Here is a 13,711-nt window from a genome sequence, read left to right as displayed (position 1 = left end):
CGGAGCCGCCCGGGGGGCCCCCGCGCCCCCCCCCGGGGAACGCGGGGCCCCCGCGTGACTTTCAACAAGCGGAAACTTGCTGGTTGTTCAGTTGGTGTTGAGGCGGTCCTCGAACTTGGCCTGCAGCTCGCGGAACTTCGCCACCTCGGCGTCGTACGGAGCGGACGGCGCGAGCCGCGTCGGGTCCGGCGCCACGACGTACGACACCAGCCAGCCCAGCGACTCGGACGAGGCCAGCGCGTCCTTCACGGACTCGTCGTCGGCCCATTCGCCGGCGTCCTCGAACAGTTCGACGGCGAGGTCGAGCTGCTGCGGGTCGAGGGCGTCGGGGCCCTCCTCCATGTCCTCGGCGATGCCGGTCAGCACGTAGACGTTGTCGTCTTCCACGTCGACGTCCAGCTCACCCGCGGTGGCCTTGACCTTGACGTCGTTCCACGTCTCGACGTCGGCGAGGTCGTGGTCGTCGTTCTCGGCCACGAACCGGCTCAGGGCGCGCTGCGAGGTGAAGACCTCGATCTTGCCGCGGCGGCCCAGGAACACCGGGTCGTCGCCCAGGTAGCAGCGCAGCGTGTAGAACTCGCCGGCCGACGTGATGATCTTGATCGGGTCGATGCCGACCTCGACCCAGAAGCCGGTGGGCTCGGCCTTCTCCTCGTCCGAGTCCTCGTCGTCCGAAGCGGGGGCCTCGACAGCGGCGGCCGCGGCGGTCTCGGCCTCGAGCTTGGCGAGCTCCTCCTGCGCGACGGCCAGTTCCTTCTCCGGGACCTCCGGCGTGTTCACCACGCCGTCGATCGCGTCGAGGACCTCGTCCCACTTCTCGGAGACGACCTCGGACAGCTCGTCCCACAGCTTCGCGCCGTCACGGCCGCTGAACGGCAGCGTGCCCTGCGGCAGCAGCGAGAAGCCCTCGGCGCTGTCGAGCACTTCGTGGACCTTCTCCAGATCGCACACGTCCGCCAGAGCGCGCACGATCGCGATGACGTCGGCGAGCTCACCGATCGTCCAGGTGTCCGGGTCCTCTGCGATCAGCTCGGGCACGCCGACGAGGTCGAACTGGTGGTTGTCGTCCGGCGAGAGGTCCGCGACGCCCAGCGACGGCACGACCGGCCACGCTGGGTGATCGGTGAGGTCGTGCTCTTCCGCGGTGCGGACGAAGGCGGCGAGGTGCGCGGCGTCGGGGAAGACGAACAGGTCTTCCTCGTCACCGAGGAACGCCTCCCACTCCTCGCCCTTCTCGCGCCAGCGGGGTGCCCACAGCGTGACGACGTCACCCTGCGTCAGCCCCAGCTCGATGGGGACGATGTCCTGCGCCATCCTGACCTCCCGGTCACGCCTGCCTGATGCCGTGGGCGAGCCTAACGGTGCTGATCACCGGCGCCCAAAGGGGTTCTCGAAGAACGCGTCCTCGTCGGGGTCCTCGACGAACGGCGTCCTGGGCCGCCGCTCCTGAGGTGCCTCGGGAGCTGCGGATTTCGGGGGCACGACCGGGTTCCACGTCGCCCGGAAGGGTGAGTCGCCGACGATCGACTCCACGTCGATCGCCATGCCGTCGCCCAGCGCCAGTGCCATCTTGTTGAAACTCGTCTGCACGGCCGCGCTGGTCGCGAGCCGCACGGTCTCGGTGACGACCTCGCCGAGGGCCCGCGCGCCCTGCTGGAGCAGCGCCGGGTGCAGGTGCAGGGCCCTGATCTCGCCCTTCGCGGACGCCGTGACCATGCACAGCCCGTTCGGGTGCTCGACCGTCTCGGCGGTGACCGCGAGATCGCGCTGGAGCTGCTCGGTGGCCTGCATGCGCTCTTCGTTCACCGCTGCCACCCGAAGTCCTCGTCCTGCTCACGTGCGAAGCCCAGCTCCGTCAGCTCGCGCGGGTCGACCACGCGCTCCAGCGTCTGGTGCAGCCTGCTCGACGCGTTGCGCTGCGCCTTCTCGGCGATGCGCATGATCTCGGCGGCCAATCCCTGCGGCCCCATCCGCAGCGCCGCCGCGCTCACCGCGATCTGCTGCGGCGGACCACCGGGCGTGGCGATGACCGTCACCGCGCCGTCCGGTGAGGACGCCCGTCCCGTGATGGGACCACTGCGCGCGACGTGCTGTGACACGGCCTGCTCGACATCGCGCACCTTCCTCGCGGCGCGCTCGACGTCGTCGTCCACCTGATCACCCCCTACTGCGACAGTGTGCCGCATGTTCCTGCGTTCGGTCGTGCTGTTCGCTCTCGCCGCCCTGATGGAGATCGGCGGCGCCTGGCTCGTGTGGCAGGGCGTGCGGGAGTCGCGGGGCTGGCTGTGGATCGGCGGCGGGGTGATCGCGCTGGGCATCTACGGCTTCGTCGCGACGCTGCAGCCGGACGCGAACTTCGGCAGGATCCTCGCGGCGTACGGCGGCGTGTTCGTGGCCGGGTCGCTCGCCTGGGGCATGCTCGTGGACGGGTTCCGCCCGGACCGCTACGACGTGATCGGCGCGCTGGTGTGCCTGACCGGGGTCGCGGTGATCATGTACGCGCCGCGATAGTCGCTTCCAGGAGCGCGGTGAGCTCCGCGGCGACGTCGTCGAGCGGCTGGATGCTGCGCTGGGCCCGGCACATCACCACGGCCCCCTCGGCGGACGCGATGAGCAGCGTGGCGAGCTGTGCGGCCCGACGCGCGCCGACGCCGTGCTCCGCCAACGACGCGGCCAGCTGCTTCGACCACGCCCGGAACGCCTCGGCGGACGCCTTGAGCGCCTCGGGGTGGTCCGCTTCCTCGACCGCCACGGCCAGCACGGGGCAGCCGGCCTTGAACTCGGTGCCCGCGAGAACCTCCCGCCACAACGCGAAGAACGCCGCGACCCCCTCCGCCGGTCCCTGCCGCAGCTTCTCGGCGAGCAACGTCGCGACGATCTCCTCGGACAGCCGCACCGCCTCGGCCGCGAGCTGGTCCTTGCCGCCGGGGAAGTAGTGGTACGTCGAGCCGAGCGGCGTGCCCGCGTGTTTGGCGACCTCCCGGATGCTCGTCGCGTTGAGACCGCGGCGCCGCATCATGTCGGCTGCTCCGGCGACGATCTGCTGTCGGGACATGGACACCTCACTGGCTATAACGGTCGTCATAGGATAGCTTGCCAATGGGATATAACAGTCGTTATAGGGGGTTCAAGCCATGCCGATGATCGAACTGACCGCACCTGCCGGATCGCTGACCGACGCCGGCCGCAAGTCGGTGCAGCGCGACCTCGCCACGCTGCTGCTGAAGTGGGAGGGCGCGCCGGACAACGACTTCTTCCGCTCGGTCGCCTGGACCTACCTGCACGAGCTGCCCGCGGGCGCGCAGACGACCGCGCTGGACGACGCGCCGCGGTTCCGGGTGGACGTGACGGTGCCGGCGGGCGCGCTGTCCGACCAGCGCAAGGAAGGCCTGATCAAGGAGGCCACCGAGCTGGTGCTGGAGGCCGCCGGGCTGGAGGCGAGCGACGCGATCCGGGTGTGGGTGTTCATCCACGAGCAGCCGGAGGGAACCTGGGGAGCGGGTGGCCAGGTCGTGAGGCTCGCCGAGCTGCGGAAGCTGGCCGAGAAGGCCTGACATAGCGCCTCTACCTGCAATGCAACATTCCTTCAACGCCTGCGTGGCAGCCTCTGAGCTCAGGGGGAAGACGCCGTCCAGTCTGGGGGCTGGGCGGTGCCACACGCACTGGGGGAGTTTTGCCGATCGCACTGAGGGCCGTGGTGCTCGCGGTGGCCCTGGCCGCACCGGCGGCGCTGACGAGCTGCGCCTCCGGCTGCGGCTACACCATCTCGGCCGCACCGGCGACGATCACCACCGACGACTTCGAGCTGGCGGCCACGGTGAGCCGCAACGGAGTTCCTGCCGAGGGAGCCGTCGTGGAGTTCTCCGCGACGAGCGAGCGGGCCACCAAGAGGTTCGGTGACACCAAGACCGGGCCGGACGGCGTCGCGCGGCTGAAGGCGAACGGCCCGCAGGCCGACTGGACCGGGTACCGGGTGAGCGTCTACTTCATCCCGCCCGATCCGGAGCCGGACTGCGCCTCCGACGTCGTGGTGCCGCTGCGCGTCGAGAATCAGCCCGTCGGGCGGTAGAAGCCGTAGAACGACATCCCGCTGTTCGTCGTGCGGATCTTGCCGACCTGCACCGGGTCGCCGGCCTCGACCATCTGGCCGTTGCCGATCACCATCGCCACGTGCCCTTCCCACACCACGAGGTCGCCGGGCAGCACCTGGCCCGGTGGCACCGACGCGCCCATCGCCTGTGAGGAGGCCGGGCGCGGGATGTCGAAGCCCGCGTTCTTGTAGGCCCACTGCGTCAGGCCGGAGCAGTCGGTGCCCTGCGGCGGGTTCGCGCCACCCCACACGTACGGCGTGCCGAGAGCGGACAAAGCGTTGCGGACCGCCTTCGCCGCGGTCTCGTTCGGCGCCTCGGCACTGCTGCCGTCGGGCAGGTTCACGCCGACGCCGCTGCCGGGCTGCGGCGGGATCGCGACGGGCAGCCGGGGGCCGTGACCTCCACCGCCACCCCCTCCGCCGCCACCGCCTCCACCACCGGAACCGCTCCCACCACCCGAGCCGGAGCCCGAACCGGAACCGGTGCTGTGACCGGACTCCTGCTTCTTGGGGTCGGAGGCGCCGGCCGTGGAGGTCATGCCGCCTTCGTCACCGCCGAGCGGCTCGCCGAGCTTGCCCAGCGCGCCGAGATCGGGCTTCGGCAACCCGTTCAGCTGTCCGACCAGCTGGGTGAGCTGGTCGCGGACCTTCTGCAGCTCGGCGGAAGTCTTGCCCTGGTAACCGGAAGCCAGCCCGGCGAGATCGGCCAGCGCGGCCAGCACCACGCCGGGACCGGCCACCATCGAGGCGGCCACCGCTGCGGCGAGCTTCGGCGTCGCCTTCGAGGTGAACTCGTCGATCAAGCCCTGGATCGCGGTACGCCCTCCGGTCACCGCGGAGACACCGGACGACGCCGCGGTCTTGATCGCGGAAGCGTTGGAGGACAACGTGGTCGCGGCCGACGCGAACGTCGCCACCCGGCTGGTGAAGGCGTTGGCCTTCTCGCCGGACCACGTGTTCAGCACGGCCGTGGAAGCGGACGAGTGCCGGTTCCCCAGGTCCGTCATGGCGGTCTGCGCGCGGCCGAACGCGTCGCCGGCCCGCGTGGCGCCACCGGTGTCGCCGTCGAGCTTCGCCAGATCTTCCTTCATGGGCGCGATGAACGCGCTCAGGAGCCCTTCGACGCTCATGCACGCGCCGCCTTGTTCAGCGCGGCCTTGTTCGCGTCTTCCTGGGCGACGTACGCCTCACGGGCCTTCGAAACGGCCGTGCCCAGACCGGTGAGCCCGGCGGAAGCCGCCTTCAGCGCGTCCAGCTGAGTCTGCGCGGCCGCCTGGAAAGCGGCGTTCAACCCCACCTCGTTGCCGATCTTGCCGAAGCAGTCGCCCGGCAGAGCCGTGGTGCCGTTCAACGTGCCGGTGCCGACCGCGCCCACCTCGCCCGCCAGACCGGTCACCGCCGAGGCGTATCCGGTCAAGGCGTCGAGGTCGACCTTGAGACCCTGTTCCGCCATCTGAAAGCTTCTTCCCCCAGTAGTGACCTGTTCGGCTTGATCCTGCCCCGATGAGCGGTACCTCGCCCGACGTTCCGCCAAGATCATGGAGCAGTGGGTGTGATCGAGCACTGGAACCGGATCCTGGCATGGCTGGCGGAGCACGCTCCGGCCACCCGTGCGGTGCTGCGTCCGAGGTACGACGCGCTGCCGGAGCTTCGGGTTCCGATCGATCTCCAGCTGTGGTGGAGCGTGTACGGCGGCACGGAGGAGGGCCTCTTCGCCGAGATCCTGCCGCCCTTCTACACGCCGCTGGGCGCCGATCGCGCGTTCGTGCTCAGGGAGACCCACACGAGCAAGGCCGCCGACGGTTCCGAGGCGGGCTCTCCGGCGGCAGGCTTCCACCCCGAGTGGCTGCCGATCGCGTTCGACGGCACCGGTGACGTGCTCGCGGTGGACCTGAGGCCCGGCGTGCTGCGCGGCTGCGTGGTCGAGTGGGACCAGGAGCGCAACGAGATGGTCAAGCCGGAGTGGACGTCGATCATCGAGATGTTCGACCAGGTCGCGACGGCCCTGGAAACGCGCAGCGCGGTCGGCCACTGCTTCCCGGAGGTCAACACCGCGGGCGAGCTGGGCTGGCGGACCAGCTAGGCGCGTTCCAGAATCCCCAGGCTGATCAGGCCTTCGACGATCTGGTCCACGCCGAGCGCCGCGAGCAGCACGCCGAGCACGCGCGACAGCACCCAGGCGTAGGTCATCTTCACCCAGCGCATCGCGATGCCGAGCAATGCGATCGCGGCCAGGTCGAGCGCGATCACCGCGGCGAACCCACCGGCCAGCACGAACGTCGTCCCGATCGACTTCGTGTCGGACAGCAGGAACAGGTACGCCAGCGCCACGGGGTTCGCGTAGTAGGCGGTGGCCAACTCGTGCGTGCCACCCGTCTCGTCGTGCGTCGGCTCCTGCTTGCGGCCGAGCACGAGGTCCAACGCGTGCACGAACAGGATCACGCCGCTGGCCAGGTACAACGAGCCTTCGCTGAGGTGGAAGATCGAGAGCAGCAACCGCCCGGCCACGACCACGAACAGGCCGACGCCCAGGGCGATCGCGGTGGAGGTGAACGCCACCCGCCACCGGGTCCGGGAGTCCGCGCCCTCGGTGTCCATCAGGAACGCCAGCAGGATCTTCGGCGGGCCGACCACGGCGACGAGGATGCTGAACGCCTCCACGAACTTCATGGCCGCCATGATCGGGCGGAGGGCCCGGCGGCGCGCGTCACCTCACGCCGCCGGGTGAACGTGGGATCAGACCTGTCCGGTCGTACCGAGGAAGACGCCCTTGGCGTCCCCGACTGCGTACACGTGGTACAGCCAGCGGGTGGTCGCACCAAAGCACACCGACCACGAGTTGGCGGCGACCCCGGAGGTCGGGCAGTCCCAGACGCCCAACGTGTCGAGGGTGAAGCGATCGCGCACCTCGACCGACGCCGCTGTGCCGAACAGGCTGGATCGGTTGTTCCGCACGATCACCGCCCCTGCACGTTGTCCCCGCTCCCGTTTCCGGATCTGATCGCGCACACCTGCGCCACCACGTTGGCGGAGATCGCCTCGCTCGCGGTGCACACCCACTTGCTCGGGCTGCCGGTGATGGGGTTGTTGTTGCCGTACGGGACCCAGGTGCCGGTCGTGGCGGAGGCGGGCACGGCCGTGGTCAGGATCAGGCCGAGAAACGCGGTGATGACGGCGATCGCTCGTGTTGCTCGCATGATCAGATGTAGTCCGTTCGCCAGAGGTTCTTGCCCTTGGCGTCGCCGCTCGCGTACACCTGCTCACGGCACAAGAAGGAAACGGTGAAGCACACCGACCACGAGTGCGGGGCGACCCCCGAGGCGTTGCACACCCATTCCTGGAGCCAGCTCGGATTCCACATCGACACGGCCGCTGACGCGGAGGCGACGCTCGCCCGGTTGTTGCGGACGATCACCGCTCCCTGCACGGTGGTGCCCGTTCCGCCACCCGACCTGATCGCGCAGACCTGCGCCAGCATGTTCTCGGCGATGACCACACTGGCGGCGCACTCCCACTTGGCGGGGCTGCCGGTGATCGGGTTGTCGTTGCCGTACGCGACCCAGGTGCCGTTCGTCGACGCGGAGGCGGGAACGGCGGTGGTCAGGACCAGGCCGAGAAGCGCGCTGATCACGGCGATCGCTCGTTTTGCTCGCATGATCAGATGTCCCCCGTGTACCCGAGAGCCACGTTCTTGGCGTCGCCGGTCGCGTACACCTTGCCGGCGTGCCCGAAGCTCGCGCCGAAGCACACCGACCAGGAGTGCGCGGCGATCCCGGAAGACGAGCAGTACCAGTAGTCGTAGGTGCCGCCGCCCGTTTCCCACATCACCACTCGCGCCGACGCAGAGGCGAGGCTGGAGCGGTTGTTGCGGATGATCACCGCTCCCTGCACGGCGGTGCCAGTGCCGTTGCCGGACCGGATCGCGCAGACCTGCGCCAGCATGTTCTCGGCGATCACCTCGCTGCCGCCGCACACCCACTTGGCGGAGCTGCCGGTGATCGGGTTGTTGTTGCCGTAGGGCACCCAGCTGCCGGGCGACGCGGAGGCGGTGCCGGCCGTGGCCAGGACCAGCCCGAGCAATGCCGTGATGACGGCGATCGTTCTCTTGGCTCGCATGGGGGCGAGGATGCGCCTGCCGGCCTATCGAGTCCCTACATCCGCAGGTCAGAGGGGCTACCTCACGTCGGCGAGTGAACGCTGCGGCACCTCGACGGCCTTCACGCGGGCGTAGACCTTCACGGCGGCCAGCGCACCGAGCCACCCCAAAGCGGTACCGGTCGTGTTGGTGATCAGGTCGTCCACGTCGAAGATCCGGTTGGCCCACATCAGCTGCGAGCCCTCGATCAGCAGCGAGACGCCGTACCCGATCAGCGCGGCCTGGCCGACCGTGCGCTTGCCCCAGAACATCAGCATCGCGCCCAGCGGCACGAACAGCAGCACGTTCAACGTCATCTGGTCGAACGCGATCTGCCCGTCGCGGAACGTGTCGGCGACCCACTGGAACGGGACGAGCTGCACGGCCTGGCGCGGCGGCACGGTCTGCATCGGCAGGAACGTCGCGGCGAACAGCATGCTCGCGTACGTGGTGATGGTCGCGCTGCGCCACGTGAGCTGACGGAAGAACAGCTGCGGCAGCAGGAAGACGACCGACAGGAAAAGGCCCCACTGGGTGCTCGCGAGCTGTGCATTCGTCATGAATACAACGTATGAAAATGGCCCTCCGCGCACATCGCGCTGAGGGCCAGTCTCATCCTCGTACTTCCGGCCGAGTGCTACTCGGCCGCGTAATCCCGTGGGCTGATGCCCCGTAGTGCCGGGCCGCACGCCAGGGCCGCTACCAGCGCAACCACCATTCCGACGCCCACCGGGGCGAGCACCCACGGCGTCAGCGGCATTTCGCCGTGGCCCACGAGTCCGCGTGCAAGAGTGAGCAATCCGAGACCGACGACAATGCCTGCGCCGCACGCCGCGATTGTGACCGCGAACACCGGCAGCATTACTTCCCGGCGCAATGCGTGACCCAGCACACGAATTGGGGTTCCGGCGGCGATCAACGCACCGAAAGTGCGCCTGCGGTCGATCACGGAGCCGGCCGCGGCCACCGCCGCGCCGATGCCACCGAGCACCGCCGCGATCGACAGGCCGATGATCGTGGCCCGCTCCAGGTCCTCCATGAGCGTGTCGCCGTAGAGCTCCCGCTGCTCGCCGTCCACCAGCCGCACGCCTGGCAGCGTGCCGATCAACGCCGTGTGCACGGCGTCGCGGTTGTCGGCCGTCGTCGGCACGCCGACCATCGTCACCTTGCCCTCCAGGCCCGGCAGCAGCTCCGGATCGATCACCGCGCTGATCCGGCCGGAGCCGCCGAACGGCCGCGTCTCGTACGCGGCAGGCAGCTTCGCCGTGACCGAGTCCTTCGACGAGCCCGACTTGAACTGGTCGCCCTGCAGCTTCGAATGCGCGTACACGGCAGGGCCCGGCTTGCACGACAGGCCGTTCAGGACCTTCGCGACGTCCGCGCATTTGCCGACGAGGACGTACGTGCCGTAGTCCGCGTCCTTGCCCGTCGACACCGTGCCGTCCAGCATCGTGACGATCGGCGCCGACGTCTGCAGGCGCAACGGCGTCACGTCGTGCGTCACCTGCTCCGCCACGATCGCGTTCTCGTTCCACGTCGAGTCGCGGTACGGCACCTGACTTTCCAGGCCCGGCAACATGGTCAGCGCCATCGAGCCGGTGAACACCGCGATCACCACCCCGGCCGAGCCGCGGAACGCCGCCACCGGGTCACCCGACAACCGCCGTCCCGCCAGCAACGTCGACGGCTTGTGCCAGCGCGACACGAAGAACCGGCCGACCCACGCCGTCACCACCGGCCCGGCCAGCACGAGCGCGAATGCCACCGCGCCGAGTCCCAGCAGCACCACGGTGAACTGGCTGTCGCCGCTGGCCTCCTGCGCGTACACGATCCCGAGGAAGAACACGCCCAGCGCCCCGGCGATCATCAGCAGCCGCCACGACCGGACCTTGCGCTTCTCCTCCGCTGCCAACGGTTTCTGGACCACCCGCCGCAACCCGATGATCGCCGCCGCGATCACCAGCACCGGAGCGAGCACGGCCACCGCGACCACGACCGGGACCGACGGCACGAAGTCGCCCGGATACCAGATGCCGCCCTCCCACGGGATCTTCGCGGTGAGATGGCTGAACGGCTGCGCCAGCACCACACCGAGCACGCTGCCGACGACCGCGCCGACCGCGGTCTCGACGGCCGTCATGATCACGACCTGACGCGGGCTGGCGCCGGCCAGCCGCAACGCCGCCAGGCGCCGTTCCCGTTTCGCCGCAGTCAGTCGTGCGGCCGAGGCGACCAGCACGAGGCACGGCACGACGAGCACGACGAGTCCGACGCGGGTGAGCAGGTAGAGCATGCCGTGGTAGTCGTCGCGGTACGAGCCGGTGCCGCCGGCCAGACCATCGGACTGGTACCCGTTCTCGATCTTGTCGTGCCCGATGAGCGCGACGAGCTCGCCGGGGTACTTGAGCGCTTCCGGCCCCAGTTCGCCGATCTGCTTGCCGGGAAAGCGATTCCCGAGCTTCTCGGCCGGTGTGCCGCGCACGAGATCGGACAGCGCGGGGGACAGCAGGACCTCGCCGGCCTCCGGGAACTTCGCGATTCCCTTGGCGACCGGCACGTCACCCTGCTTGTTGCGCGCGACGTCGAACCGTTCGATGAGCTTGCCGTCGAACGAGTCCTTGTTCACCGCAACGGAAATGGCTCCCTCGTTGGCCTGTCCCATGACGTCGCGCCACGCCGTGCGGTCCGCCCGCGCCTGCAGGCCGTTCGGCGCGGCGACGAGCCACAGCACCAGCGACACCGCGATCATCACGCCGAGCGCGACCAGCACGGTCGCGACCTGGCTGCGCCGGTCCCTGCGCAGCACCGCGAGAGCGATCCTCACGCCGACACCCCAGCCGCGATGCGCCCGTCCTGGATCTCGACGACGCGAAGAGCCCGGTCCGCGATCGCCTTGTCGTGCGTGACGATCACGACGGCCGCGTTGGTCTCCTCCGCGGCCTGCAACAGCGCGGTCATCATCTCCTGGCCGGTCCGCGTGTCGAGGGCACCGGTCGGCTCGTCCGCGAAGATCACCCGCGGCTGGTGCGCCAGCGCCCGCGCGATCGCGACCCGTTGCGCCTGCCCGCCGGACAGCTCGCCCGGCCGCCGCTTCTCCATGCCCTGCAGGCCCAGCCGGGCGAGCCACAGCCTCGCCGCGCCGAGCGACTTCTCGCGCGAACCGCCGGCGAGCAGCATCGGCAGTGCGGCGTTCTCCTCGGCGGTGAGCTCGGCGACGAGCATGCCCGACTGGAACACGAACCCGAACGCGGTCCGGCGCAGCTCGCTGCGGCCCGTCTCGTTCAGCTCGCCGATCGCGCGCCCGTCGAGGAACACCTCGCCGCCGTCGGCGCGCAGGATGCCGGACAGGACGTGCAGCAGCGTCGTCTTGCCGGAGCCGGACGGACCGACGACCGCCAGCACGTCCCCGGCGCGGATGTCGATGTCCACCCCGGCGAGCGCGTGCACGTCGCCGTAGGTCTTGACCAGGCCACGAGCGGCCAGAACCGAATTCATGCGTTCAAGGTGCCGGGTGGGTGCCTGGAAAACCTCAGCCTTGACGACACACCGGATCAGCCGGATGACCGAGGCCGGAGGGGTGTGATGGTCCTACCGTTGTCTCCCGTGGACAGTCATCGGGGCCAATGGCCGATCGCCGCCGGACTCGCGCTGCTGATGCTCGGCGAGCTGGTGCTGATGAACCGGCCGGGCAGCAGCGAGGCACTGGTGTGGCTGCTCAGCGTGCCGCCGTGCATCGCGGCCGTCACGTCGTTCAAGTCGCGTGCCTTCACCATCCCGGTGACCGTGGCGTCGATCTTCGTGGCGTCGTTCGTCATCCGGCTGTTCGACGTCAACCTGCCCACGATCCTCAGCCCGCTGACCGTCGCCGAGACCGCCGCCTGCCTGGTGCTCACCGCCGTCATCGTGCGCGAGGAACCGCGCCGCGCCGCCACCTGGTCGGTGGGCTCGCTGATGGCCGTGAGCTTCTTCGCCGCGCTCGTTCGCGACAACTGGCTCTCGTCCAGCAACTACAACGAGATGCTGGGCTCGCTGGTGCTGGGCTTCGGCGCGGTCGGCGTCGGCCTGTACTTCCGCGCGCGCGACACCGAGAGCGGCCGCCTGATCGCCGCCGCCGTCACCGACGCGCAGAAGGAAGAACGCATCGCGCTGGCCCGCGAGCTGCACGACGTCGTCGCCCACCACGTGACCGGCATGCTCGTGCAGGCCCAGGCCGCGCTGGAGGTCTCCGACGACGACCCGCACGCCGCCCACCGGCTGCTGCCCGGCATTGTCCGATCGGGCACGGAAGCCCTGGGCGCGATGCGGCGCATGGTCGGCACCCTGCGCCAGGGTGAGAGCGACGACGCCACGACCGACCTCGCGGCCGACGTGATCTCGGCCGTCGAACGCACCCGTGAGCTGGGCTTCGAGACCCGGCTGCGGATCGACCTGCCCGACGAGGTGCCACCGGAGCTCGGCCGGTCGGTGTTGCGCCTGGTCCAGGAGTCGCTCACCAACGTGCACAAACACGCGGTGTCCCCGACGATGATCGACGTGGAGATCTCCCGCACGCACGGTGGCGCGCTGCGCGTGATCGTCGCCGACGACGGCCGCCCGCACGAGCTGAACCAGGGTGGCTACGGTCTCGTAGGCATGCGTGAGCGGGTCGACCTGCTCGGAGGGCTGTTCTCCGCGGGACCGCGGGAGAACGGCTGGCAGGTCCTCGCAGAGCTACCCCTGAAAGGCATCAAGTGATCTCAGTTCTCATCGCCGACGACCAGGAGATGGTCCGCGTCGGTTTCCGGATGATCCTGGAGAAGCAGCCGGACATCACGGTGGTCGCGGACGTGCCAGACGGCGTCTCGGCGGTGACCGCGGTCCGCGAGCTCAAGCCGGACGTGGCGTTGCTCGACATCCGCATGCCGGGGCTGGACGGCCTGGAGGTCACCAAGAAGATCTCCGGTTCGACCAAGGTCGTCGTGGTGACCACGTTCGACCTGGACGAGTACGTGCACACGGCGTTGGAGAACGGCGCTTCCGGCTTCCTGACCAAGGACGCGGGGCCGGCGTTGCTGGTCGAGGCCGTGCGGGCGGCGGCGCAGGGCAACGCGCTGATCTCGCCGCAGGTCACCGTGCGGATGCTGGAGCACTTCTCGCGGCCGGCTCAGCGGCCTGACCTGGGGTTGCTGACCGCGCGCGAGCAGGACGTCGTGCGGGAGGTGGCGCGCGGGCTCAGCAACCAGGAGATCGCGTCGGAGCTGTTCCTGTCGCTCTCGACGGTGAAGACGCACCTGGCGTCGGTGCAGACGAAGCTGAACGTGAAGAACCGCGTCGGGATCGCCTCGTGGGCGTGGCGAGCGGGCCTGGTCAACTCCTAGCCCTGGCTGTTGGGGCGTCTGCAAGTACCACCAACTGCTGGCCACGCGCCGAACTTCTTCCACGTGCCGCCGTTGTTGGGCTTGAGCTGCACGGGTTGTTCGGCGTCGACGCCGTTGGCCGAGCCCTTG

Annotated in this window: 20 protein-coding genes; 6 read left to right on the top strand and 14 right to left on the bottom strand. The window is 69.6% G+C overall.

Going from position 1 to position 13,711, the window contains the following annotated elements; translation table 11 throughout:
* Positions 1-87: 87 nt before the first annotated feature.
* From ABZX92_RS42200 to ABZX92_RS42190, 3 genes are read right to left on the bottom strand one after another with little or no spacing between them, the layout of a single operon-like run.
* The gene (locus ABZX92_RS42200; protein WP_355571185.1) at positions 88-1,314 is read right to left on the bottom strand and encodes a primosomal protein; all 1,227 of its coding nucleotides are present in this window, start codon (positions 1,312-1,314) and stop codon (positions 88-90) included.
* 54 nt (positions 1,315-1,368) lie between these two features.
* Positions 1,369-1,815, bottom strand: coding sequence for a YbaB/EbfC family nucleoid-associated protein (locus ABZX92_RS42195; protein ID WP_355571183.1), 447 nt, complete (start codon positions 1,813-1,815; stop codon positions 1,369-1,371).
* Positions 1,803-2,153, bottom strand: coding sequence for a hypothetical protein (locus ABZX92_RS42190; RefSeq protein WP_355571182.1), 351 nt, complete (start codon positions 2,151-2,153; stop codon positions 1,803-1,805). The genes ABZX92_RS42195 and ABZX92_RS42190 overlap by 13 nt, the downstream gene beginning before the upstream one ends.
* A 31-nt stretch (positions 2,154-2,184) precedes the next feature.
* Here ABZX92_RS42190 and ABZX92_RS42185 point away from each other — a divergent pair, with 31 nt between their 5' ends.
* Positions 2,185-2,511, top strand: a complete 327-nt coding sequence (locus tag ABZX92_RS42185; protein ID WP_355571180.1) for a YnfA family protein — start codon at positions 2,185-2,187, stop codon at positions 2,509-2,511.
* On the opposite strand, the gene ABZX92_RS42180 is transcribed toward ABZX92_RS42185, so the two are convergent.
* The gene (locus ABZX92_RS42180) at positions 2,492-3,055 is read right to left on the bottom strand and encodes a TetR/AcrR family transcriptional regulator (protein WP_355571178.1); all 564 of its coding nucleotides are present in this window, start codon (positions 3,053-3,055) and stop codon (positions 2,492-2,494) included. The genes ABZX92_RS42185 and ABZX92_RS42180 overlap by 20 nt on opposite strands.
* Positions 3,056-3,134: 79 nt before the next feature.
* Here ABZX92_RS42180 and ABZX92_RS42175 point away from each other — a divergent pair, with 79 nt between their 5' ends.
* Together ABZX92_RS42175 and ABZX92_RS42170 are read left to right on the top strand one after the other, a co-directional pair.
* Entirely contained in the window at positions 3,135-3,554 is a 420-nt protein-coding gene (locus tag ABZX92_RS42175; protein ID WP_355571177.1) for a tautomerase family protein, read from the top strand.
* Between the two features lie 119 nt (positions 3,555-3,673).
* A complete protein-coding gene (locus tag ABZX92_RS42170; protein ID WP_355571175.1) occupies positions 3,674-4,069 on the top strand; it encodes a hypothetical protein in 396 nt (131 codons plus the stop codon).
* On the opposite strand, the gene ABZX92_RS42165 is transcribed toward ABZX92_RS42170, so the two are convergent.
* Positions 4,051-5,220, bottom strand: a complete 1,170-nt coding sequence (locus tag ABZX92_RS42165) for a C40 family peptidase (protein WP_355571173.1) — start codon at positions 5,218-5,220, stop codon at positions 4,051-4,053. The genes ABZX92_RS42170 and ABZX92_RS42165 overlap by 19 nt on opposite strands.
* Complete coding sequence (locus ABZX92_RS42160; protein WP_355571171.1) at positions 5,217-5,543, bottom strand: type VII secretion target; 327 nt, start codon at positions 5,541-5,543, stop codon at positions 5,217-5,219. The genes ABZX92_RS42165 and ABZX92_RS42160 overlap by 4 nt, the downstream gene beginning before the upstream one ends.
* A 99-nt stretch (positions 5,544-5,642) precedes the next feature.
* Here ABZX92_RS42160 and ABZX92_RS42155 point away from each other — a divergent pair, with 99 nt between their 5' ends.
* Entirely contained in the window at positions 5,643-6,173 is a 531-nt protein-coding gene (locus ABZX92_RS42155) for an SMI1/KNR4 family protein (RefSeq protein WP_355571169.1), read from the top strand.
* On the opposite strand, the gene ABZX92_RS42150 is transcribed toward ABZX92_RS42155, so the two are convergent.
* From ABZX92_RS42150 to ABZX92_RS42115, 8 genes are all read right to left on the bottom strand, one after another.
* A complete protein-coding gene (locus ABZX92_RS42150; protein WP_355571168.1) occupies positions 6,170-6,760 on the bottom strand; it encodes a MarC family protein in 591 nt (196 codons plus the stop codon). The two genes, ABZX92_RS42155 and ABZX92_RS42150, sit on opposite strands and share 4 nt — an antisense overlap.
* A gap of 66 nt (positions 6,761-6,826) precedes the next feature.
* On the bottom strand, positions 6,827-7,045 hold the full coding sequence (locus ABZX92_RS42145; RefSeq protein WP_355571166.1) for a hypothetical protein: 219 nt from the start codon (positions 7,043-7,045) through the stop codon (positions 6,827-6,829).
* Positions 7,046-7,047: 2 nt separating this feature from the next.
* A complete protein-coding gene (locus ABZX92_RS42140; protein WP_355571164.1) occupies positions 7,048-7,287 on the bottom strand; it encodes a hypothetical protein in 240 nt (79 codons plus the stop codon).
* A gap of 2 nt (positions 7,288-7,289) precedes the next feature.
* Positions 7,290-7,745: a hypothetical protein gene (locus ABZX92_RS42135; RefSeq protein ID WP_355571162.1), complete on the bottom strand. Its 456-nt coding sequence runs from the start codon at positions 7,743-7,745 to the stop codon at positions 7,290-7,292.
* 2 nt (positions 7,746-7,747) lie between these two features.
* The gene (locus tag ABZX92_RS42130) at positions 7,748-8,206 is read right to left on the bottom strand and encodes a hypothetical protein (protein ID WP_355571160.1); all 459 of its coding nucleotides are present in this window, start codon (positions 8,204-8,206) and stop codon (positions 7,748-7,750) included.
* 57 nt (positions 8,207-8,263) lie between these two features.
* Positions 8,264-8,785: a VanZ family protein gene (locus ABZX92_RS42125; protein ID WP_355571158.1), complete on the bottom strand. Its 522-nt coding sequence runs from the start codon at positions 8,783-8,785 to the stop codon at positions 8,264-8,266.
* A gap of 77 nt (positions 8,786-8,862) precedes the next feature.
* Complete coding sequence (locus ABZX92_RS42120) at positions 8,863-11,049, bottom strand: FtsX-like permease family protein (RefSeq protein ID WP_355571156.1); 2,187 nt, start codon at positions 11,047-11,049, stop codon at positions 8,863-8,865.
* The gene (locus tag ABZX92_RS42115; RefSeq protein ID WP_355571155.1) at positions 11,046-11,720 is read right to left on the bottom strand and encodes an ABC transporter ATP-binding protein; all 675 of its coding nucleotides are present in this window, start codon (positions 11,718-11,720) and stop codon (positions 11,046-11,048) included. Before ABZX92_RS42115 ends, ABZX92_RS42120 begins: the two co-directional genes overlap by 4 nt.
* A gap of 108 nt (positions 11,721-11,828) precedes the next feature.
* Between ABZX92_RS42115 and ABZX92_RS42110 the strand changes: the two genes are divergently transcribed.
* Both ABZX92_RS42110 and ABZX92_RS42105 read left to right on the top strand, forming a co-directional pair.
* Complete coding sequence (locus tag ABZX92_RS42110; protein WP_355571153.1) at positions 11,829-12,959, top strand: histidine kinase; 1,131 nt, start codon at positions 11,829-11,831, stop codon at positions 12,957-12,959.
* Entirely contained in the window at positions 12,956-13,582 is a 627-nt protein-coding gene (locus tag ABZX92_RS42105; protein ID WP_355571151.1) for a response regulator transcription factor, read from the top strand. The genes ABZX92_RS42110 and ABZX92_RS42105 overlap by 4 nt, the downstream gene beginning before the upstream one ends.
* The last annotated feature ends 129 nt before the right edge of the window (positions 13,583-13,711 follow it).

It is taken from the genome of Lentzea sp. NPDC006480 (genome assembly GCF_040611995.1).
In the GTDB taxonomy this organism is placed as follows: Bacteria; Actinomycetota; Actinomycetes; order Mycobacteriales; family Pseudonocardiaceae; genus Lentzea.
The sequence above is the reverse complement of the archived record's forward strand: the minus strand, read 5'-3'. Positions and strand labels throughout refer to the sequence as shown.